The 22081-nt window shown below is 46.8% G+C and carries 23 protein-coding genes; 10 read left to right on the top strand and 13 right to left on the bottom strand.

The features are described 5' to 3' along the window. Nucleotides 1–113: 113 nt before the first annotated feature. Entirely contained in the window at nt 114–1202 is a 1089-nt protein-coding gene (locus tag Q1V85_RS07490; protein WP_300598682.1) for a DUF3667 domain-containing protein, read from the top strand. An 18-nt stretch (nt 1203–1220) separates the two neighbouring features. Then, nucleotides 1221–2111 carry a 3-hydroxyacyl-CoA dehydrogenase NAD-binding domain-containing protein gene (locus tag Q1V85_RS07485; protein ID WP_300598681.1) on the top strand — a complete coding sequence of 297 codons (891 nt, stop codon included), beginning with the start codon at nt 1221–1223 and terminating at the stop codon, nt 2109–2111. On the opposite strand, the gene Q1V85_RS07480 is transcribed toward Q1V85_RS07485, so the two are convergent. Continuing rightward, complete coding sequence (locus Q1V85_RS07480; protein WP_300598680.1) at nt 2085–2531, bottom strand: type I restriction enzyme HsdR N-terminal domain-containing protein; 447 nt, start codon at nt 2529–2531, stop codon at nt 2085–2087. The genes Q1V85_RS07485 and Q1V85_RS07480 overlap by 27 nt on opposite strands. A 102-nt stretch (nt 2532–2633) precedes the next feature. Here Q1V85_RS07480 and Q1V85_RS07475 point away from each other — a divergent pair, with 102 nt between their 5' ends. The 4 genes from Q1V85_RS07475 (at nt 2634) to Q1V85_RS07460 (ending at nt 6192) form a co-directional block, all read left to right on the top strand. Then, entirely contained in the window at nt 2634–3404 is a 771-nt protein-coding gene (locus tag Q1V85_RS07475) for an AMP nucleosidase (protein ID WP_300598679.1), read from the top strand. 13 nt (nt 3405–3417) lie between these two features. Then, nucleotides 3418–3804: a hypothetical protein gene (locus Q1V85_RS07470; RefSeq protein WP_300598678.1), complete on the top strand. Its 387-nt coding sequence runs from the start codon at nt 3418–3420 to the stop codon at nt 3802–3804. Nucleotides 3805–3917: 113 nt separating this feature from the next. Beyond that, nucleotides 3918–4313 carry a hypothetical protein gene (locus Q1V85_RS07465; protein WP_300598677.1) on the top strand — a complete coding sequence of 132 codons (396 nt, stop codon included), beginning with the start codon at nt 3918–3920 and terminating at the stop codon, nt 4311–4313. Nucleotides 4314–4482: 169 nt separating this feature from the next. Continuing rightward, complete coding sequence (locus tag Q1V85_RS07460) at nt 4483–6192, top strand: ABC transporter ATP-binding protein (RefSeq protein ID WP_300598676.1); 1710 nt, start codon at nt 4483–4485, stop codon at nt 6190–6192. A gap of 222 nt (nt 6193–6414) precedes the next feature. On the opposite strand, the gene Q1V85_RS07455 is transcribed toward Q1V85_RS07460, so the two are convergent. The 3 genes from Q1V85_RS07455 to Q1V85_RS07445 all read right to left on the bottom strand — a co-directional run bounded on the left by Q1V85_RS07455 (nt 6415) and on the right by Q1V85_RS07445 (nt 9240). Beyond that, nucleotides 6415–6657, bottom strand: coding sequence for a hypothetical protein (locus Q1V85_RS07455; protein ID WP_300598675.1), 243 nt, complete (start codon nt 6655–6657; stop codon nt 6415–6417). Between the two features lie 126 nt (nt 6658–6783). Continuing rightward, nucleotides 6784–7785 (bottom strand): SPFH domain-containing protein, encoded by a 1002-nt coding sequence (locus Q1V85_RS07450; protein WP_300598674.1) that lies wholly within the window; start codon nt 7783–7785, stop codon nt 6784–6786. A gap of 132 nt (nt 7786–7917) precedes the next feature. Beyond that, complete coding sequence (locus tag Q1V85_RS07445) at nt 7918–9240, bottom strand: hypothetical protein (RefSeq protein WP_300598673.1); 1323 nt, start codon at nt 9238–9240, stop codon at nt 7918–7920. 648 nt (nt 9241–9888) lie between these two features. Between Q1V85_RS07445 and queA the strand changes: the two genes are divergently transcribed. Beyond that, the gene (gene queA, locus Q1V85_RS07440) at nt 9889–10938 is read left to right on the top strand and encodes a tRNA preQ1(34) S-adenosylmethionine ribosyltransferase-isomerase QueA (protein ID WP_300598672.1); all 1050 of its coding nucleotides are present in this window, start codon (nt 9889–9891) and stop codon (nt 10936–10938) included. Nucleotides 10939–11015: 77 nt separating this feature from the next. Here the strand turns inward: queA and Q1V85_RS07435 are convergent, their stop codons facing one another. The 5 genes from Q1V85_RS07435 to Q1V85_RS07415 form a co-directional block, all read right to left on the bottom strand. Beyond that, nucleotides 11016–11912 carry a murein hydrolase activator EnvC gene (locus tag Q1V85_RS07435; protein ID WP_300598671.1) on the bottom strand — a complete coding sequence of 299 codons (897 nt, stop codon included), beginning with the start codon at nt 11910–11912 and terminating at the stop codon, nt 11016–11018. A gap of 26 nt (nt 11913–11938) precedes the next feature. After that, the gene (locus Q1V85_RS07430; RefSeq protein WP_300598670.1) at nt 11939–12769 is read right to left on the bottom strand and encodes a DUF4292 domain-containing protein; all 831 of its coding nucleotides are present in this window, start codon (nt 12767–12769) and stop codon (nt 11939–11941) included. Nucleotides 12770–12865: 96 nt separating this feature from the next. Next, nucleotides 12866–13306, bottom strand: coding sequence for a dUTP diphosphatase (dut, locus tag Q1V85_RS07425; RefSeq protein ID WP_300598669.1), 441 nt, complete (start codon nt 13304–13306; stop codon nt 12866–12868). A gap of 141 nt (nt 13307–13447) precedes the next feature. Continuing rightward, nucleotides 13448–13927, bottom strand: coding sequence for a 2-C-methyl-D-erythritol 2,4-cyclodiphosphate synthase (ispF, locus tag Q1V85_RS07420; protein WP_300598668.1), 480 nt, complete (start codon nt 13925–13927; stop codon nt 13448–13450). Between the two features lie 4 nt (nt 13928–13931). Then, entirely contained in the window at nt 13932–14933 is a 1002-nt protein-coding gene (locus tag Q1V85_RS07415; protein ID WP_300598667.1) for a hypothetical protein, read from the bottom strand. Between the two features lie 182 nt (nt 14934–15115). On the opposite strand from Q1V85_RS07415, the gene murF reads away from it, so the two are divergent. From murF to Q1V85_RS07400, 3 genes are all read left to right on the top strand, one after another. Then, nucleotides 15116–16399, top strand: a complete 1284-nt coding sequence (gene murF / locus Q1V85_RS07410; protein WP_300598666.1) for a UDP-N-acetylmuramoyl-tripeptide--D-alanyl-D-alanine ligase — start codon at nt 15116–15118, stop codon at nt 16397–16399. A 65-nt stretch (nt 16400–16464) separates the two neighbouring features. Then, on the top strand, nt 16465–16923 hold the full coding sequence (locus Q1V85_RS07405; RefSeq protein ID WP_300598665.1) for a DUF983 domain-containing protein: 459 nt from the start codon (nt 16465–16467) through the stop codon (nt 16921–16923). Between the two features lie 166 nt (nt 16924–17089). After that, a complete protein-coding gene (locus Q1V85_RS07400) occupies nt 17090–17701 on the top strand; it encodes a trimeric intracellular cation channel family protein (RefSeq protein ID WP_300598664.1) in 612 nt (203 codons plus the stop codon). Nucleotides 17702–17892: 191 nt separating this feature from the next. Here the strand turns inward: Q1V85_RS07400 and Q1V85_RS07395 are convergent, their stop codons facing one another. The 4 genes from Q1V85_RS07395 to Q1V85_RS07380 all read right to left on the bottom strand — a co-directional run bounded on the left by Q1V85_RS07395 (nt 17893) and on the right by Q1V85_RS07380 (nt 21985). Further along, on the bottom strand, nt 17893–18666 hold the full coding sequence (locus Q1V85_RS07395; protein WP_300598663.1) for a succinate dehydrogenase/fumarate reductase iron-sulfur subunit: 774 nt from the start codon (nt 18664–18666) through the stop codon (nt 17893–17895). Nucleotides 18667–18717: 51 nt separating this feature from the next. Further along, nucleotides 18718–19140, bottom strand: a complete 423-nt coding sequence (locus Q1V85_RS07390; RefSeq protein ID WP_300598662.1) for a four helix bundle protein — start codon at nt 19138–19140, stop codon at nt 18718–18720. A gap of 83 nt (nt 19141–19223) precedes the next feature. After that, complete coding sequence (locus Q1V85_RS07385) at nt 19224–21200, bottom strand: fumarate reductase/succinate dehydrogenase flavoprotein subunit (protein ID WP_300598661.1); 1977 nt, start codon at nt 21198–21200, stop codon at nt 19224–19226. A gap of 59 nt (nt 21201–21259) precedes the next feature. Beyond that, nucleotides 21260–21985, bottom strand: coding sequence for a succinate dehydrogenase cytochrome b subunit (locus Q1V85_RS07380; protein ID WP_300598660.1), 726 nt, complete (start codon nt 21983–21985; stop codon nt 21260–21262). Nucleotides 21986–22081: the final 96 nt, after the last annotated feature.

Raw genomic sequence — 22081 nt, 5'->3', positions numbered from 1 at the left:
CCTACAGTAAAAATTGCGATGCGCAAAGAAGCGGGAGCACTGCACAGCGGGGAAATATAAGATACATCGGATCCCCGCATTTCTCATTTTTGATTATCTTGCCTTAAAAATAGATGTCGGGGCACAAACTGAGAAATGAAAAAAACTGTCTGAACTGCGGACATACAGTCGAAGACCATTTTTGCTCCCACTGCGGCCAGGAAAATATCGAACCGCGACAGCCCTTCCATTATCTTTTTACCCATTTTTTTGAGGACCTTACGCATTACGACGGACAGGTTTGGAAAACTTTCCGGTTTTTGTTGTTTTATCCCGGCCGGTTAACCAGGGAGTTTTTAATGGGTCGGCGTATGCGTTATGTGCCGCCGGTGCGCCTGTATATTTTTATGAGCTTTATCGCCTTTTTATTGCCCGCACTTTTATTTCCATCGCATGAATTAAAACTGCCGGAGTTAACTGCAGCACAAAAGGAACAGCAAATTAAAATACTGGAGGAAGAAAAGGCAACGTTCGCCGCCGCAGCACAGAAGCCCGGCAGCAATATTTCATCTAAAGAGGTTGAAAAGAATAATAAATCGATCGACAGGGAGATTAAAGCGGTGCGGGAAGATGGTGATTTTCTCCGGGTACTTTACGGCGATAAACGCGCCGGTATTCATACAACAGCACAGCTGGACTCATTACAAAAAACGCTGCCGGTTAAAGAGCAGTATAACTGGTTGGAGTATAAACTTGTAAAAAAAGACCTGGAGTTGGAAGAGCAGGGGATCCATGGGCCGGAGGCGATAAAAAAGGTAAATGAATCCGTATTTCATAATTTACCCAAAGCATTATTTTTATACATGCCGCTTTTTGCCTTTTGGCTTTGGCTGTTTCATGGTAAAAAGAAATGGTGGTACTTCGATCATGGAATCTTTACCCTTCATTATTTTTCATTGTTACTCACGCTGATCACTATCCTTTACCTGGTAACATTTATTGGCGGATGGTTGGGGAATGCCGGAGAAACCGTCAGGGATTGGTTGATCTTCCTGGCTATTGCTTATGGATTCTTTTATTTTTTTCGCTCCCATAGCAAGGTTTACCAGGAGCGAAAATTAAAATCCCGCTTAAAAGGAATTTTTCTCTTCTTTCTGAATATTGTGTTCATGGCGGTATTTGCGTTCATATTATATATCGTATCGTTTCTTAACCTGCATTAGTATAACTTGTTTTGTTTTATGATTAAAAATGTTTCTGTTATTGGCGCCGGCACCATGGGAAATGGAATTGCACATGTATTTGCGCAAACCGGGCATAAGGTGGTATTGATCGACGTTGCCGCAGCACAGCTGGATAAGGCGCTGCAAACCATTGAAAAAAATCTGGACCGGCAGCTGGCAAAAGGAACCATTACCGGTCAGCAAAAACAGGAAACATTGCAGCAAATTACCGTGGAAACAGATCTGCAAAAAGGTGTATCAGGTGCCGATCTTGTAGTGGAAGCTGCTACCGAAAATGAAGCAATAAAGCTGGAGCTGTTCAAAAAGATCGACGCGGCTGCACCGCAGGGCTGCATCCTGGCCACGAATACCTCATCCATTTCGGTTACAAAAATCGCATCCGTTACCAACCGGCCGGCGCGGGTGATCGGGATGCATTTTATGAACCCGGTTCCGGTGATGAAGTTGGTAGAAGTGATCAACGGGTATGCCACCAGCGCAGAGGTATCGGCCGCTATTGTTACGCTTAGTAAAGCACTGGGCAAGATACCGGCCCTGGCGAATGACTATCCTGGTTTTATTGCCAACCGTATTTTGATGCCCATGATCAACGAAGCGGTTTATAGTTTGTATGAAGGAGTGGCCGGTGTGGAGGCCATTGATACCATTATGAAACTGGGCATGGCACATCCGATGGGGCCCTTACAGCTGGCAGATTTTATCGGGCTGGACGTATGCCTGTCTATTTTAAATGTATTGCACAAAGGATTTGGAAATCCTAAATACGCCCCATGTCCCTTACTGGTGAATATGGTTACTTCTGGTCGTCTGGGTGTTAAATCCGGCGAAGGATTTTATACATATACGCACGGAACAAAAGACTTAGTGGTGAGCGATAAATTCCGGTAAGGTATCGATCGGCACTAAGCGACCATCTTCTTTTTTCCAACCGTAGGTAAGGTTGCCATTGGTAATAACCAGGTATTGTGCGGGCAACACGATATGATACCGCAATACCTGGTTGAGCACCGCATCATTTAACAGTACCTGGCCGGCCTTGCATTCGATCAGCATCCAGGGACGGTGTTCCGGATCGTAAACCAGGATATCGAACCGCTTTTTCAATGTACCCAGCCGGATCTCTTTTTCAAGGGCGATCAGTGTTTGGGGATAGCGCATACTTCGTAAAAGGTAGTGTATAAAATTCTGGCGGATCCATTCCTCATCCTGGAGCACCAGCCATTTTTTTCGCAAGGCATCAAAAATATGCGGCTGGCCATTGCGGGTTTCAATCTTAAACTCAGGTTCCGGGTATTGAATGCGTATCATGGATCCAAAAATAATGGTTAAATTAGCTATGCGAATGTATATTTAGAATAATGTTGCGCAGTGGCGGAGGCGATCAATACGACCTCTTCAAAAAAAAAGCGGATGAAAACAAAAACTGAAATCGTAAAAAACTGGCTGCCCCGGTACACCGGAGAAAGTCTGAAGAATTTTGGCGAATATATTTTACTTACCAATTTCGGTAACTATGTAAAGCTGTTTGCAGAGTGGAACAACGTGGAAGTGATAGGGCTCGATAAACCCATGCAATGTGCTACAGCCGGCGATATTACCATCATTAATTTCGGGATGGGCAGTCCTACAGCCGCCACCGTGATGGACCTGCTGACGGCCATAGCTCCCAAGGCTGTATTGTTCCTGGGTAAATGTGGAGGTTTAAAAAAACGGAATAATGTTGGCGATCTTATATTGCCGATTGCCGCCATCCGGGGAGAAGGTACTTCAGATGATTATTTTCCGCGCGAAGTGCCGGCACTGCCGGCGTTTGCGTTGCAGAAAGCCGTGAGTACCACCATCCGGGAGGCCAAAACCGATTACTGGACCGGCACGGTTTATACAACCAACCGCCGTGTGTGGGAGCATGATGAAGAATTTAAAACCTACCTGCAGCGGATCCGGGCCTATGCCGTGGATATGGAAACCGCAACGATTTTTACGGTTGGATTTTATAATAAGATCCCCACCGGCGCCCTCTTGCTGGTGAGTGACCAGCCCATGATCCCTGATGGCGTAAAAACTGCAGAAAGCGATAAAAAAGTAACAGCGAAGTATGTAGAAAATCATCTCCGGATCGGTATTGATTCGCTGAAACAGCTGATCAATAACGGGCAAACAGTACGGCATCTGCGGTTCTAATAAAAAACAGTATATGAAAAAAAGCTTATTTACATTCATCATTTTGGCGATGGTGCTGAACGCATTTACCGCCTGTTCCTCTAAAGCTTCAAAAGGCGGTGGGGCCAAACTGAAAGCAAGGTTTGAAGTGGCGGGCATGTGCTCCAATTATACGTTCTCCGTTATCGAAGGAAGGATAAACCCGGCACTGGTGGAAGCCTCCTGGACCAATCCGCAAACCAACAAAACCTACTGGAAGGCCTTTGGTATCAGCAATCCCTGCAATTTCCCCTCGAATATAAAAGAAGGGGATACCTTTTACTTTGAGATCGTTCCTGCAGAAAAAGATTCCAAATGTGCGGTATGCATGGCCTTCTATCCCACGCCCGGTAAGAAGCTCAATATTAAAGTGGTTCAGTAAGTAGTATACCGGCAATTTTCGGAGATAACTGCAAACACCATCAGAGATTGTGTAAAAGGACCTGTTGCGTTTTTAATCGCAGATACGTATCTGCAATTAAAACTATTTGAAAAATGAAATTAGCGCGCTTGTTAACGATCCTTCTTTCACTGTCTGTTTTTGTAAGTTTATCTGCCTTTCAGTGTGGGAAGGAAGAACCAAAGCTGCTATCCGGTAAAATTTATAAAGCCCGGCTGGAGATTGCCGGTATGTGTGGCAATTATACATTTTCTAATGTGGATGGGCAAGTGGACCCTAAACTGGTGGAGGCTTCCTGGACGGACCCGCAAACAAGCAAAGTATATAAAAACGCTTTTACGATTGCAGACCCCTGCGGTTTTCCATCCGGTATCAAAGAAGGAGAGACATTCTCTTTCCGGATGGTAACCGATCCGCTTAAAGGTTGTGCTATGTGTGCCGCTTATTATCCAACCCCGGGAAAAAAATTAAATATTAAAGTGATCCGGTAAATAGCGGGGCTATTTGCCTTTATAGGTAATGGATAAATGCTGCAATATACGGGTGTCCCGGCACAATAGGAGAACATGCACCCGGAATACGCCAGCTTGTGGCGCTTTCGGGTTTAATGTAGTAAATTAGCCGGAATATAAACGACCATTCATTAAAGTAATAAATAGAATGCAGCAGCCTTTGTTGGAGATCCGGGAACTGAGTGCCGATTTTGTTTCCGGTGAAGTGGTGAATCATGCGCTGAAGCAGGTTTCCGTAACGGTACATTCAAACGAAATTGTAGCGCTGGTGGGGGAATCAGGATCCGGTAAGTCGGTTACCTCATTATCTGTATTGCAACTGATTCCTGCTCCACCCGTTAAGTATGTACAGGGCGCGATCCTGTACCATGCCGAAGATGGCAGTACGGTTGATCTGCTGCAGCAAAGCAGGGAAGCCCTGCAATCCATCAGGGGCAATGCCATTTCCATGATCTTCCAGGAACCCATGACCTCCCTGAACCCGGTATATACCTGCGGCAACCAGGTTGCTGAAGCCATCCGGATCCATACCCATGTAACAAAGGAAGAAGCCCGCACACGGGCCATACAGTGGTTTGAACGGGTACAGCTACCAGAGCCGGAAGCTATTTATAACCGGTACCCGCATCAGCTCAGCGGCGGACAAAAGCAGCGGGTGATGATCGCTATGGCCATGTGCTGCAAACCCCGTTTGCTGATTTGCGATGAGCCTACCACCGCCCTGGATGTTACCGTACAAAAAACAGTGCTGCACCTGATTAAGGAATTGCAGCAGGAAACCGGCATGGGCGTAATTTTTATTACACATGATCTGGGCGTGGTAGCAGAAATTGCTGACCGGGCTATTGTATTGTATAAAGGTGAAATAATGGAAGAGGGAACAGTGGAAACGCTTTTCCGCAATCCACAGCATCCGTATACCCGGGCACTGCTGGCCTGCCGGCCGGTGAATCATCAAAAAGGGACAAGGCTTCCGGTGGTCAGCGATTTTATGGGTACCACCCCAAAAAACTCGGATGCGCAGGTATCCCTTCCCGTTTTAAAACCGGAGACCTCATCCGCAGCAAGCTGCCTGGTAAAAGTAGAACAGCTTTCCGTTTGGTTTCCCCGGGAACGCAACTGGCTGGGGAAGCCACTCCACTATACGAAGGCGGTGAACGAGGTAAGCTTTGAAATTTTTGAGAATGAAACATTGGGCCTGGTAGGAGAAAGCGGTTGCGGAAAAACAACACTGGGCCGCACCTTGTTGCAGCTGGTGCCTTCCACCTCCGGCAAGATCATTTACAAAGGAAAGGATATGGCGCTTTTTGGAAAAGAGGAACTGCGCGGGCTACGGAAGCAATTGCAGATTATTTTCCAGGATCCCTATTCATCGCTGAACCCCAGGAAAAAGATCGGTCTGGCAATTGAAGAACCGCTGAAAGTACACCACCTGGAACGGGATGCAGCAGCAAGAAAAAAAACGGTGGAAATGCTCCTGCAAAAGGTGGGATTGCTGCCGGAGCACTATGACCGGTACCCGCATGAGTTCAGCGGGGGGCAGCGGCAACGCATTGTGATTGCCCGGGCATTGGCACTGCAGCCTTCCTTTATTATTTGCGACGAGTCGGTTTCGGCTCTGGACGTAAGCGTGCAGGCCCAGGTGCTGAACCTGCTGAATGATCTGAAAAAAGAATTCGGTTTTACCATCGTCTTTATCAGTCACGATCTTTCGGTAGTGCGCTATTTCAGCGACCGGATCATTGTAATGAACAAGGGCCGGATCGAAGAAAGCGGACCCGCGGAATCCGTATATGAAAATCCGCAAAGCGCCTATACCAAAAAACTGATCGATTCCATCCCCCGGGGAATTTTATAATGAACCGCCGTTGATGATCATTAACAGCGTACTTTATTGAATATTGGTTGGCTCCTTCAGATCGAATGAGGTGTGTTGCAGTTAAAACGATATTTATAGCCACAGATGCGCAGATTTGGTAGCAGCTTTAATTGCACAAATAGCACAGAGACGTTACAGGCGCAATCAGCGCTTCTGCGGCAACAACAATCCCTGGAAATGGCAGACGGGCTGCCCTGTTTTTCAGCGCCGCCTGGGCTGAGCTACTTTTCCACCGTTTTCCTGGTAGCCTTTTGAGTGGTTTTTGAAAAAGAACGGTAGCAGCATCGCCAGCAAAAAAGCAGCAACGATCAAAATACCCAGTGTGATCAATGCTTTACGCAGATGCGCCGGATCAATAGGATTAATGCCCCAAACGCTAAGTGTTAAGTAGGCTGTAATGCATAATATAACGGCGGTTGCGAGGATCCCGGTAATGTATTTCATCTGTTTATTTTTTAGTCATTTTTTTAAAGCCCGGTGGTATTTGCTATAAAAAGGATCAAGGTCTTTGGTATCAATTACGCGATCATTTTCATAGCTCATCTCTTCATGGGTTAATGAAAACGATACCTAAAGCTTACCGAGTAATTCTTTTTTCTTTTCTTCAAAATCTGCGGGGCTAATGATGTTTTCGTCTAAAAGCAATTTCAGCTTGCGCAGTTTTTCTACGGCATCTGTATTGCTGCCCGAAAGTATGTCATCGGTTTGCTGATTTAGTTTTTTCCCCAATTCCATACCGGCGCCAAACTGAACACCGGCTCCGGCCAGTCCGCCTTCATTGCGTGCGGCATCCCGTAGCGCCCGCAGTTTTTCCAGGTCGGCATAATCCAGGCCGGCCTGCCCGGCGGCTTTTACATCAGCCGTAATATCCGCCACCCGGCTGATCCGTTCCTGCGTTTTTTCATCAAACTGCGTCCCGGTGATCCGGAAGTCGGTGAGTTGCAATCCCAGTGCGGCAAAGGACTCGTTTAAAATCCGCAACAGCTGTTGTGCAATGTAGTGGAGCTGTGCATCGATCTCCTGGTAGGCATAGCCTTGTTCGGAAAGCGCTGTTGCAATCAGCTGCGGAATACGATCTGCAATGACTGCGCGCATTTCATCGGTGGTATACGTTTCCCTGCTGCCGATGATTTCGGTATAGAAGAACTTTGGATGGGCAATAGTATAGGAAAAACTGCCATTGGCTCCCATTTCAATAGGAATATTGTAAACCTTGTCTACATATTTGACCGGCATGGCCGTACCCCAGGCCTGGTTCACTACCTGGGCCTTCCGGTAAAAGTAGATATACAGTTTATGTTCGCTTTCAAAATTTTGCCGCAGGTTCAGTAAGGTGGTAATAAAGGGATGATTATCTGTTTTAAGATTGTAGGTTCCCTCTGTGTCAATGATGTCGGCGATGGTGCCTTCATATACGAGGATACAACCCTGACCCGGGGCCACGATCAGCTTACTGGCATTTTTGATCTCATTTTCTTTGGAGGGAAACCGGTACCAGAGCAATTGGGGCGGCTGGTTTTCCCATTGGATCACTTTCGAAAGCTGGTTGCTGAAAAGATTGAAAAGACTCATACGGTTATTTTTTTTGCCATTAATAGGGGACACGAATCACGGATGTTGCCGGTGCGCCAACGAAGGGTTCAAAGGGATTTGATGCGATTTTCTTAGTGTTCATGTTGTTTAGGTTTTAGATAAAAGTTGATGTTAATCCCGGTAGTTCATTTCAGACACCTGTTTGCCATCCGCACCATATAAAACCGCCCTGTTGCCCAGTTTGATAAAGTATCCATTTTTTATGATCAGGGCATTGTCCTGGGCATAGGATTCGCCGGTTTGTACGGTCCAGAGAATGTTGCCGCTTTGTGCATCCAGTGCCTGCAGGGATTGCTTTTCATCTTCGGCAGGCGTGGCTTTGAAGCTGATGAGTACGGTGTTGGTATTATATCCTAATACCTTCGGGCTAAAATACAGGCGCCCGGGGCTAAAATCCTGGAAATCCAGTACACGGGCCCATTTTTTCCAGCTGCTGCCGATAAATGTTTTTTTATAGGGTATATCGCCGATATAAATACCCGATCCTACCTGGTAGTCTTTTTGCCAGCCAAAAAGGGGCCGCTCTACCGGGTAACCCGGGGTCATCTGCTGGCGGTATTTTACCAGTTGTATTTTTTCTTCTTTAAAGTCGGAATTCTGGGAAGAAAAGACAAACCGGGTAATCACCGGCGAATTGACCGGCATTAAATGCTCTGCCCGCTCTGCTTTTACATGTTCGTCGTAACCTTCATAGGTTTTAGAAATAAGGGGGTAATAGTACAGCTCTTTTCCGGCGTTGCTCATTATTTTGAAAAAGTCATCTTCCATTTGGTACCCATATTCGATTTTGGCAAACCCCGGTTGCAGATCCGGCAGGTCTTTATAGGTATCAGGCTGCACTTCGGCGGCCGTAAGCAATTGTCGGTCGATGGTGAACAGTTTTTTGCTGTTTACAATAAAATACAAAGTACCATTACTAAAGTATTTAAACTTTCCGTCGAAACGGTCTGCCTTGAGCGGCAACTCCGTAAGCTTGATTTCTTTTTTAGTCAGGGCATCGTAAAAACCAATGTAGAGCGGATGTTCTTTTTCCCTGTAGTCCCGTTCCCTCAGGCCGGCAATGATGTAAACCGGTTTCCCGTCGGGTTTTTCAAGATAAAATACTTCGGCATCGCTCCACTGTTGCCGGGAGCCGGATGCGGTTTGGGCGGTGTAGCCATTTTTTTTCCGGTTACAGGCCCGCGGCAGCGTCATCAGCAAGATGAGGCCGGTAAAGGCAAAAACAATCGCAAGTGCGGTTTTTCTTGCCCGTTCGGGGTTGATCGCCGGCTGAGGTGTGGAATTCCGGTAATAGTGATGGTTGATGTTAATATCGTCATTATCCAGGAAAAATTCGGTGCCACAACTGTTGCAACGGTAAAAATCGGTCTTTAGTTCGGTTGCTTTTACACTGCCGCATTGCGGGCATTTGATCGCTTTTATTTGTTTAGCCATAGTTAGAATCCGAAAGCACGAGGTGCAGGAAACAAATATCGTAAAATATGGATAATAAATCCAAAGAGCGATGGCAGAATGACCGGTACTTAACAAGGATCAATTATATCAACGGCGACTGGGTCGATTTTTGAGGGGCTTTGATAGTGTGCAGGGATATCAGGTGGTAGCGTGCCTCCGGATTGCATGTTTGGTATAACCTTTATATGCTTGCGTTATCCAGGGTCCATGGCGCAGTCCTCGGTTTGGTCGCGCTGAACGAAGCCGAAGGGGCTTACAAATGCAGGGTTGTCTGTATCGCGGGAATGCTCCGGCCTCGCCTGGCACGATGATCGTATGATTATTCTTAAATATATAATGTGAATTGTCATTGGCAATTTATTTCCGCACTGCAGGTTATTAATTGCCAAAAGATGCAGAACCCGGTTTTAGCATTGACAGCAGAAAAAAAGAAACATTTTTTTGGATTTTTATAAAAATTTTTAATATCCCGGATATATAGTACCTTTGCACGCACAAATCGAAAACCGGTGCCGTAAGACCGGGGATCGAAAGGATAAAACATACTGGTTCCCAGTTTGTTCAAAACTTCCTCCCCCGGCTTCGCTTGTTTTTGGGTATTGATATTTAAAACCGTTAAACAGTAGAATGAAGCTTTCACAATTTCAATTTGACCTACCCCTTAACCTTATTGCGCAACATCCCACCAAGAAAAGAGAAGATGCCCGCATGATGGTGGTGCACCGCCAGACCGGGCAGATGGAGAACAAAAATTTCCGCGATATCCTGGATTATTTTGATGACAAGGATGTTTTTGTAGTCAACAATACCAAGGTATTTCCCGCCCGTATGTATGGCCGCAAGGAAAAAACCGGTGCTAAAATTGAAGTATTTCTTTTGAGGGAACTGAATAAGCAGAACCGGCTTTGGGATGTTATCGTTGATCCGGCCCGTAAGATCAGGGTGGGCAATAAGCTGTATTTTGGAGAGAACGAGGAGCTGGTTGCCGAGGTGATCGACAATACTACCAGCCGTGGGCGTACCATCCGCTTTCTGTGGGAAGGATCCGAAGAAGCGTTTAAAGCGCAGCTGGAAGCCCTGGGCGAAACCCCGCTGCCCAAATACATTAAGCGGAAACCAGATGATGAGGATAAAGAGCGCTACCAGACCGTTTATGCCAAACACGAAGGTGCTGTAGCAGCTCCAACTGCGGGTTTGCACTTTAGCCGCGAGCTGATCAAACGCCTGGAGATAAAAGGGATCCGTTTTGCCGAGGTAACACTGCATACCGGCCTGGGCACGTTCCGTCCGATTGAGGTGGAAGACCTGAGCAAGCATAAAATGGATGCCGAGTACTATCATATTGATGATATGGCCTGCCGCATTGTAAATAAAGCGAAGGAAGGCGGCCGCCGCATCTGTTCCATTGGTACCACTACCATGCGGGCTATGGAGTCGTCTTTTACGGCGCAGAAGCTGTTAAAGCCTTCCGAAGGATGGACAAATATGTTTATTCACCCGCCCTATGACTTTAATATTGCCAATGCGCTGGTGACGAATTTTCACCTGCCCAAGACGAGCCTGATGATCATGACCAGTGCTTTTGCCGGTTATGAGCTGACCATTGAGGCCTATAAAAAAGCAATAAAAGATAAATACCGCTTCTTCAGCTATGGAGATGCGCTGCTGATTATTTAATCCCTGGTTAACTGGAGCATTTAACAGCAATAAAAAAGCAGGCCGGAAGACCTGCTTTTTTATTATAGAGATGTATGCTATTGCTGTGGTATGGGGAGGAACCAGGCCTTCGGGTCCAGGTTCTTATCATCGAGCATCAGGATAAAGTCCAGTTTGCCATAGCCGGTTTCTTCATCACGGCCTACGGAACCGATCACCTGTCCCGCTTTTACTTTTGAGCCTTTTACAACCGAAGAGCTGGCCAGGTTGCTGTAGGCGGTTACATATCTTCCATGACGGATCACCACATAGAACAGTCCGCTGAGTTTGGAAACACTGATCACATCGCCTTCAAAAACGGCTTTTACGGGCGTATTTACCGGTGCCGCAAACGTACAGCCGGGGTTATCGCCTACAATATCCGGACCTGCGCCTTCAATTTTAAACCGTCCAAAACCCTGTGTAATGGTGCCTTTATCCAGCGGATAGGGGATCTGGCCGCGGTAAAGCCCGAAATCGCCGGTTAACGCGGCATTGCTTACCGGGTAGGTGGTATGGTGCTGTGGCGGAAGTACGGGGTATTGCCGCTGGGGAACCGGTTCCGGAGCGGGCTCTTCTGCCGGCGCCTTGGCTACCGGGGGCGTATTGGTTTCGGGGTGGTAATAATGATCCCGGAGGGTTTCGATCGATTTTTTGATGCGGCTGATCTCGCGGTCGTTGTCCTGTACTTCTTCGAGGTTGAAGAAACCGGTCTGGCGCGACATGCTGACCACAAACCGTTCCTGGCCTTCGATCTTCCGGTTAAGCGTGGTTAACTGTACCATCGCTTCCCGGGAAACGGTTTTTGTACTGTTATAGGTCCGTTGTATTTCATTTACTTCATTCAGGATCTGCGCCCGCTCTTTCCGCAAGGTAGTTTTAACGTCGTCCTGGGCAAATCCGGTTCCGCTCAAAAGCACAAAGCCCACCCATAGCCAATTTTTTACTCTAAACATAAAGCACTCCAAGTTTTTTTAAGGGGTTACTTTTTGGTTTTATAACCCTTTGGTACCGAAAATGGCGTATTTAACGCTTCATTAAAGGTGTAGGACTTATAGTCCAGTTGAATTTCTATATCCGTTTTATATTTTACATGTATGTTCCTTGCTTTCGGGAACTGGGCATTATTTACTTTTTCATAATTGCCGTACGTCAGTTCCGCAGAGCGGTTCCTTCCGGCATCCACATCTTCCAGTTTGCTTACTGCCGGCAAATAGTCGGGCAGCATAGCGCTGAGCAGATTTCTGAAAAACCGGGTGCGGCTGGTAACCAGAAGGGTATCGTCCTGTTTGGTATAACTGCTGTTGGTTTTGTCGATAAAGACCGGATTGCCCACCAGAAGATCCTGGAGGGTACCCAAATCAAGCGGCAGTCCCAGTTGCTCCTGTAAATAAACGTAACTGGAAGAAATATATTGTTTATTCAGCTTATTAATTATACGCACAGAATCCTGGGTGATGACACCCCGGGCCACTTCAATGCCCAGGGGGCCGATCACAGAGGCCCAGATCAGGCTGTCCTTATGGATCTGGAGCTTGATGTCAAAGTTTTTTGTATCGCCTTTTGCCTTATAGGTAACGCCGGCCCTCCCGGAGAAGGTGGTATAATCCATATGATTGAGCTTTTCCAGTACAACGGAAATGGATTCCGCTGCCGGAGTATCTTTTTTAGTACCGGTATCTTCAGTGGATGCCGTTTCTACTTTTACAGAAGAATCTGCGGTAACCGGAGGATGGGTGCGCTGCGCCTTTTTTGCGGAATTGCAGGAGGCCAGGATCAGGACTGCTGCAACAAATGAGGTTATATATTTCATGAGTTACGGTTTCTTTGTTTTTTTAAAAAGAAAAACTGCCGGGCAACTATTGATTAAATAGCCGGCTGGCAGATATAATTTTGAATACAGATACAGTTATTGCTTGCCGGTGTGGCCAAATCCTCCTGCAGCCCGCACGGTTTCGCTCAGCGAGACGGTTTCTACCCAGTCAGCCTGCTCTACCTTTTGTACCACCAGTTGCGCAATACGGTCGCCATGCTGAATGACCTGTTCTTCGTTGGAGAGATTGATCAGGATTACTTTTACTTCTCCGCGGTAATCGGCATCAATGGTGCCGGGCGTGTTGAGGCAGGTTAATCCCTGTTTAATGGCCAGGCCGCTCCGGGGCCGTACCTGTACTTCATAGCCTTCCGGTATTTCCATAAAAATGCCGGTGGGGATCAATGCACGTTCCAGGGTTTTTAATGTAACCGGGGCTTCCAGATGCGCTCTTACATCCATACCAGAGGCGCCTGTTGTAGCATAACCGGGCAATGGATTGGAGGATTGATTGATGATTTTTATTTCAACTGCCATTGCAACAAAGATAAAGGCTTCGTACGAAAATTATATTACTTTAACATTTATGGAAGAGGGCTTTCCGGCAGGTAGCCAAAGGCAACAGTTATATAGATCGGGGCTGCAAGCTCCGATCAGCGGTTTATTCCGATCAGCGGTTTATTTCTTCTGCAGTAGCACCGTTGCCATGGCCATCAGTCCTTCTTCCCGGCCAATAGCGCCCATCTCTTCTGTGGTGGTGGCCTTTATCGAAACATCGGCAGTTGTAATTCCCAGTATACCGGCAATCGTTTCCTGCATAGCGGGCACAAATTTTTTAATTTTTGGTTCCTGCAAACAAAGGGTACTGTCTACATTCACTACCCCGTAGCCTTTACCGGTAATGAGGCTGATGGTTTCTTTTAACAGGATCTTACTGTCGATATCCTTATACCGGGGATCATTATTGGGGAAATGTACGCCAATATCTCCCAGGCTTAGTGCGCCCAGCAAGGCATCGCAAATAGCATGCAGCAGTACATCGGCATCGCTGTGCCCCAATGCGCCCTTGTGATGGGGGATTTTGATACCGCCGATCCAAAGATCACGCCCTGCTGCAAACTGATGAAAATCGATTCCGGATCCGATTCTGAATGACATATGTTTATTTTTTTAACCATTTGAGCCAATCACCTGCGACTTTATCCCAGTTGAATACCTCATAGTTGGTATTTCCAAGGGCATCAACCGGGAAATAATTGTGCTCGGTGCCAATATAGGTATTAAATACAATATTCTTCTTTTTTAAACGAATGCATTCGGCATGAAAATAATCATTGAAAGGACTGCCCCAGTCCTTACTACCATAAGATACCAAAACCGGAATGTTCAATGCAAGTAAACGGGGAAGCAGTGACGCCGAAAACTCAATCAATGACTTGTTGGTATCGCCGTTACCGTAGTTTATTTTTCCCGGTTCATTGTTCGCCTGTTCCCATTGCTGAAAAAGCTTATCAGTGAGCGCATTGGTATCCTTTTCAAAAAAACGGGCGGTACCAATCATGGTCAGTATCCTTCCTATGGGGTTGCCACCGGAATAGATGAGGCGGGTCACTTTTTTGTTAATGAAAGCTACTCCGGCTGCAATGGTGCTGCCTTCGGAATGGCCGGCCACGACCAGTTCTCCGGTAGCAACAAAGGGCCGGGATTGCAGGTAGTTAATAATAAAATCGGCTCTTTGTATATAATAACCAGGCAGGTTCCTTTCGGCATATTTAAGGAGGATGTTACCTGCACTGTCCAGATACATCAAGTTGTCGCCCAGATCTTTTTTATCGGCAATAAGCGGTACATAAGGCTTTCCTATAATGACCAGGTGATAATACTCAGCAAGGCTGTCTGGGTTAAAAGGGAAGACGCCATAAACATCATTTCCATCTGTTTTGATCAATGGCTGGGGCTGGCTTCCCTGGAAGAACAGGAACAATGGTTTTTTTACCGTTTCCGAGCCTTTTTTTGACTTAATTAACAGATCGACCGGATCACCCTTAAAGCTGGTTTTAACATAACGGTAGCCAAAGTCTTCTGGCGTTTTTACCTGGGCGAAAGAAACGAGATGGGTGCCGAAAATGCTAAGTAGTAAGAATGCCTTTTTGCTAAAAAACATAGATAGCCATTTTTGAAATAAAAATAATTCTTTTTGTATGAAGCTGTTTGAATTTAGGGTTTCTTAAACCCTGCCCCGTCCGTACCGGCCCAGGCGGGTATTGAGGTATTAAGAATCGTTAAGTTGTGCTGATTCTTAATGGTTCTTAACTCCTTAATGTTTTTAAAGCCTAATTTTGTTTGATGAATACGGAAGCTTTATACCAGGTATATCTCAACCATCCCGAAGTGCAAACCGATACCCGCAGGATCCGGGAAGGCGAATTGTTTTTTGCATTGAAGGGACCGAATTTTAACGGCAACCAGTTTGCGCAGCAGGCGGTGGATGCCGGTGCCGCAAAGGTGGTGATTGATGAAGCTGCCTGGGCAATTCCGGGCAAAACGATCCTGGTACCGGATGTGTTACAGGCATTGCAGCAACTGGCCGCCTGGCATCGCGCCCAGTTTTCGTTTCCGGTGATCGCCATTACCGGAAGCAATGGAAAAACCACTACAAAAGAACTGATCCATGCGGTACTGAGCACTACCTGTAAAACGTATACAACTACCGGTAACCTGAATAACCATATCGGTGTGCCGCTAACCCTGCTGAAAATAAAAAGCGACGCGCAACTGGCAGTGATCGAAATGGGAGCAAACCACCTGGAAGAGATCAAAGGCTACTGTGCCGTGGCCCGGCCTACACATGGCCTCATCACCAATGCCGGCAAGGCGCACCTGGAAGGGTTCGGCAGTATCGAAGGCGTTAAGAAAGGAAAGGGAGAGCTGTATGATTTTTTAAGAGAACGCGGCGATGGAACGGCCTTCGTGATGTGGGACTATGATTACCTCCGCACGATGAGTACGGGCATTGCGCATATTGTGCGGTATGGTACAGCCGATGCGGATGTGGTTGGATATGCCACAGGGCAAAGCGGCTTTCTTACGGTGGAACTGAAACAGCCGTTTGATGCGCTCATCAAAACGCAACTGGTGGGAGATTATAACCTGCCCAACGTACTGGCCGCGGTTGCGGTAGGACAGCATTTTAACGTGGCGGCGGAAAAGATCCGGGCGGCCATCGAAGGCTATACACCTTCTAACAGCCGTAGCCAGCTGATGGAAAAAGGATCCAATAAGATCATCCTGGATGCCTATAATGCTAACCCCAGCAGCATGAGGCTGGCTATTGAAAACCTGGCCAAAATGGAAGCAACAAAAAAGGTGCTGGTGTTGGGCGCCATGGCAGAAATGGGTGCGGAAACGGAAGCGGAGCATGAACGTATGATCCAATTGATTGAACAGCATTCCTGGAGTGATGTGATCCTGGTAGGCAAACCCTTTGAACCTTATAAAGAACGGTTCCGTTATTTTGAAAATTCCGGTGAGGCCGCCGGATGGCTTGGCAGGCACCGGCCGGAAAATACCCTGCTGCTGGTTAAAGGAAGCCGCAGCTCGCAGATGGAACGGGTGTTAGAAGTCCTGTGATTTGATTTTTGGTATTTGAAATTTTTGATTTCACGGGGTACCTTTGTATTTTAAACAGGCAGATTATGGGACCGGAAAAAAGCAGCAGGGGGTACCTGGCAACGGTGGTGGGCTGTTATTGTCCGCGTTGCCGCGAGGGGAAGTTATTTGAAAAGTCTTTTGCGCTCCGGTTAAGAGGTGTGCTGAAAATGAACCAGTATTGTCCGGTATGCGGACAACCTACTGAAATTGAAGTGGGATTTTATTATGGAACCGGTTATGTAAGTTATTTCCTGGCCGTTTTTCTTACCGTTATCAGTGCGGTACTATGGTGGCTGGTGATTGGCTTTTCAACAACGGACAACCGGTTTATTTACTGGCTGATATTTAATTCGATAGCCCTGATCTGTCTGCAACCCTGGCTAATGCGCTTTTCCCGAAGCTTATGGCTGTCGTGGTTTGTTAAATACGACCCCAACTGGCGGCATACCAAACCGGAAGACGTTTCGGAGCGTATGAATGAAGAACAGGGGAATAACTGGTAAGCGGCCGGCGTGATCAGCCATCAGTTATCAGTTATCAGCCATCAGTTATTAGTCACAGTTATCAGTTATCAGCCATCAGTCTTCAGTTATCAGTTGTGGCCGTACAGGACTTGCATTTGAAACTTAGCATTTGAGATTTGATATTTAGTGTTTAGAATTTTAAAAAATGTTCTCCAATACATCCGAAGTGATCGAAATACTGGGAACCATTGCGTTTGCGATTTCCGGTACTTTTTCTGCCATGCAGCGGAAGCTGGATGTATTTGGCGTGCTGATCATTGCCTTTGTAACTTCAGTGGGCGGCGGTACCATTCGCGACATGCTGATCGGTGATACGCCCGTGGCCTGGATGCGCGATATGCAGGTATGCCTGGTGATCCTGTTTACATCGATCATCGCTATTCTCTTTAAAACCTATATCCGGAAGTTGAAAGTTACCCTCTTTTTATTCGACAGCCTGGGGCTGGGTTTGTTTACCGTGGTAGGCTTGCAAAAGGGCGTCAATTTTGGGTTGAACCCCGGCATCTGTATCGCGCTGGGAACCATTACCGGCTGTTTTGGCGGCATCATCCGTGACATCCTGCTCAATACCATACCACTGATCTTTCGAAGAGAGATCTACGCCACGGTTTGTATTTTCGGCGGCGCGGTTTACCTGTTGCTGCTGCACTTTAAGGTGAATACCGACATCAGCAAGTTTATGGTGATTGCCATTATTGTTATTACAAGGATCATTGTAGTGCAAAAACGGCTGTCCTTTCCCCGGATGCGGTATTAGTGTATTTTCTTTTTAACAAGACAGAAGATAAATTGAAAGAGCGGCGGCACTGCGACTGGTGCGACCTGTATTACCATTAAATGATCCCTGTTGTCACCTTTGTCCCCGGGATTAGGAAATCATTCGAGTTAGAACAAACCATAAAAAAAGCCCCGCATTAACGGGGCTTAAAATATTAGTACCTGAAGTAATTAATGTTTTTTAGTATCGGATGCCCATCCCGCTGCCAGGTATTCCCGGTTCAGACGGGCGATATTGGTGATCTCGATCTCTTTCGGACAAACGGCTTCGCAGGCACCGGTGTTGGTACAGGAGCCGAATCCTTCTTTATCCATCTGCGCAATCATATTGAGTGCACGGTCTTTCCGTTCCGCTTCACCCTGTGGTAATAACGCCAGGTGCGATACCTTGGCCGAAAGGAACAGCAGCGCTGAGGAATTTTTACAGGCGGCAACGCAGGCTCCGCAACCGATGCAGGCGGCGGCGGCAAATGCCTTGTCTGCATCATCCTTTGGAATCGGAATGGCATTACCATCCTGGGCATTCCCGGTATTTACAGAAATATAACCACCGGCCTGGATGATGCGGTCGAACGCACCACGATCCACAATCAGGTCTTTTACCACAGGAAATGCCTTAGCCCTCCAGGGTTCTACCACAATGGTGTCCCCATCTTTAAAGGCGCGCATATGCAGCTGGCAGGTAGTAGTACCATGCCAGGGACCATGCGGACGTCCGTTGATGTACATAGAGCACATCCCACAAATACCTTCGCGGCAGTCGTGATCAAAAGCGATCGGTTCTTTTCCTTCACGGATCAGTTGCTCGTTCAATACATCAAACATCTCCAGGAAGGACATTTCCGAAGAAATGCCGGATACTTTGTAGGTCTCAAACTTACCACCGGTTTCGGCGTTTTTTTGTTTCCAAACCTTCAGGGTCAAATTCATTGAATAATGCTCCATAATCAAACTAAATGTGTAAATGTGACAAGTGTGGAAATATGAAAATAGAAATCACACGCCTGTCAAAACCATTCTTATTTTAAAAAATACAGCTGAGAGCGCGATTAAACTTAATAGTAACCTTCCTTTCAAACTGCCTTTACTTGATATAATAATTTTTGATATAATCCGTATCAGTTCTCCACACATCTCTTTTAAAGAGCTACTCACAGGATAATTTTCACTTCGCTCACAAATCGACAACCAAAACAACGTTTCGTTTGCCTCTTTTACGGATATCTTCATTTTATGAACAAAATCCGACCTGCTTTCTGCATGTTGTGCCTCAAAAATATTTGCGCCGATAGATGTACCACAACGCAATATTTGTTTTGCTACTACATATTTTTTCGCTCCTTCCAATAATTCCGAAAACCTTACTATTTCTACTCCAAAGGTTAAGGATTTTTCTACGATGATGTTTTTCATTTCCATAATGTGAAATTTATAGGTGAACAATACATCAAATGTACTTATTCCCCCTAATTCTCACATTTCCACATTCTCAAATTTTCAAATTACTTATAGTTCCGTTGTGTCGGCTTGATCACCTCATAATCCAATGGTTCTTTTTCCAGTTCCCAGGAGTTTTCACCGTTGAGTTTCCATGCCGATACATACATATACTGATCATCGTGGCGCAGTGCCTCTCCGTCAGGAGTCTGGCTTTCTTCCCTGAAGTGACCGCCACAGCTTTCATTGCGCTCCAGCGCATCCACGCACATCAGCTCGCCCAGTTCCAGGAAATCGGCTACGCGGCTGGCTTTATCCAGTTCGGGATTCATTTCATAAATGCCGCCGGGGATCCGCACATTTTTCCAAAAATCTTCCCGCAGGTCCCTGATCTCCTGGATGGCCTCTTTTAAGCCTTGCTCGTTACGGGCCATACCACATTTCTCCCACATGATCTTACCCAAGCGCTTGTGAAAGCTTTCCACCGTTTGCGTACCCTGGATGCTCATCAGCCGGTTGATCCGCTCATTTACCTTCGCTTCTGTTTCTACAAACGCCCGGTCGGTTGTAGGAATGGGTTTTACCCCGATCTCATCTGCCAGGTAATTGCCCAATGTGTAAGGGATCACAAAATATCCATCTGCCAGTCCCTGCATCAGGGCCGAAGCGCCCAGGCGGTTGGCACCGTGATCACTGAAGTTGGCCTCACCCAGGCAGAACAATCCTTTTACAGAAGTCATCAGGTCATAGTCTACCCAAAGTCCGCCCATGGTATAGTGTACCGCAGGATAGATCCGCATCGGAACTTCGTAAGGATTTTCCCCGGTAATCTTCTCATACATATCGAACAGGTTGCCATATTCCTCTTTCACTACTTCTTTACCCAGGCGTATCAGTGTTTCTGTATCCGGGTTCTGGATGCCGTGTTTATTGGCTTCCGCTTTTCCGTATTTATTAATCAGGTTGTATTTAAAATCAAGATATACGGCCTGTTTGGTAGTGCCTACGCCGTAGCCTGCATCGCAACGTTCTTTTGCAGCGCGGGAGGCCACATCGCGGGGTACCAGGTTCCCAAAGGCAGGATACCTTCTTTCCAGGTAATAGTCGCGCTCTTCTTCCGGTATTTCGTTGGCCTTACGGGTATCGTTCTGTTTTTTAGGAACCCAGATCCGTCCATCGTTCCGCAATGATTCCGACATCAGTGTCAGTTTACTCTGATGGTCGCCGGAAACCGGGATACAGGTGGGGTGTATCTGTGTAAAACAGGGGTTGGCGAAGTGCGCGCCTTTTTTATGAGCCCTCCAGGCTGCGGTTACATTACTGCCCATGGCATTGGTGGAAAGATAAAATACGTTTCCATAACCACCGGAAGCCAATAGAACAGCATGACCAAAAAAGCGCTCCAGCTGACCGTTGATCAGGTTGCGGGCAATGATACCGCGGGCCTTGCCGTCGATCATTACCACATCCTGCATTTCGTGGCGGTTGTACATTTTCACATTGCCCAGGGCAACCTGGCGCTCCAGGGCCTGGTAGGCTCCAATCAGCAGCTGCTGACCGGTTTGCCCGGCGGCATAAAAGGTTCGTTTTACCTGTACGCCACCAAAGGAGCGATTGTTAAGCAACCCGCCATATTCACGTGCAAAAGGTACACCCTGCGCTACACACTGGTCAATAATATTTACACTTACCTCCGCAAGCCGGTGTACATTGGCTTCGCGCGCACGGTAGTCGCCTCCTTTAATGGTATCATAAAAAAGACGGAAGATCGAGTCTCCGTCGTTCTGGTAGTTCTTTGCAGCATTGATTCCACCCTGTGCGGCAATGGAGTGTGCCCGGCGCGGAGAATCCTGGAAGCAGAAGGCCTTTACCTGGTATCCCTGCTCACCCAGTGCAGCGGCAGCAGAGGCTCCGGCAAGTCCGGTTCCAATCACAATCACTTCCAGTTTCCGTTTATTAGCCGGGTTTACCAATTTACAATGGCCTTTATAGTCCGTCCATTTATCTTCTAATTTTCCGGCTGGTATTTTTGAATCAAGCATAATTGATTTGAGATTTGAGATTTCTGATTTGAGATTTCAACGATCGGATGCGCGCGGGGTTATTGGATCCACCCGAAGTAAAAGCTTAACGGCATTAATACAAATGCAAGGCAGATGATGATCGAATAAACAACGCCCGTGCCCTTAATGAGACCAATATACTTATGATTGGTAAGTCCCAGTGTACGGAAAGAGCTCTGAAACCCATGCACCAGGTGCCAGAAGAGGGCGATCACTCCCAGTTCATATACGATGATGATCCAGGGATAAGTAGTGAACTGGTATTTCATTTCTCCATACAGGTCGTGATATTCTTTTGCTCCCGGAGTGCCCTGTGGTACAATCTGGCCGGTGGCATTGTCGATGAACATGGGTTGCAGCCCGCCAAAACGGCTGGGGATCCAGAAATCGCTGATGTGGATCACTAAAAAGATCAGGATCAGTGCACCCAGGATACCCATGGCCCGGCTGTTCCAGGTACTGCCGCGGTTACCCATTTTTACGGCATAACCGGTACCGCGTTTGCTGCGGTTTTGTACCTCCAGTACCAGACCCTGGATAATATGGAGCAGAAAAAACAGGAACAGGCCAATTTCCAATACGCGGGGCACGACCATTGAACCCATAAAATGGGCGGCTACATTAAACATTACTCCACCATCATTTGCCCAGATACAGGCATTTAACCCCGCATGAATGATCAGGAAAAGGATTAAAAAGATGCCCGACAGCGCCATGGTAATTTTCTTACCAACAGAAGAAGTGAAAAATTGAGACCAGTTCATATTTTCTTATAGAAGGTGAATAAATTGCTGGCAAAGTTAACGCATCAGGGTTAATTTGATGACAAAAAAATGACAAGTTAAACACCCGGGCCACAG

Source organism: Niabella sp. (assembly GCF_030150205.1).
Lineage (GTDB): Bacteria > Bacteroidota > Bacteroidia > Chitinophagales > Chitinophagaceae > Niabella.
This window is presented reverse-complemented; position numbering and strand designations above follow the sequence as displayed.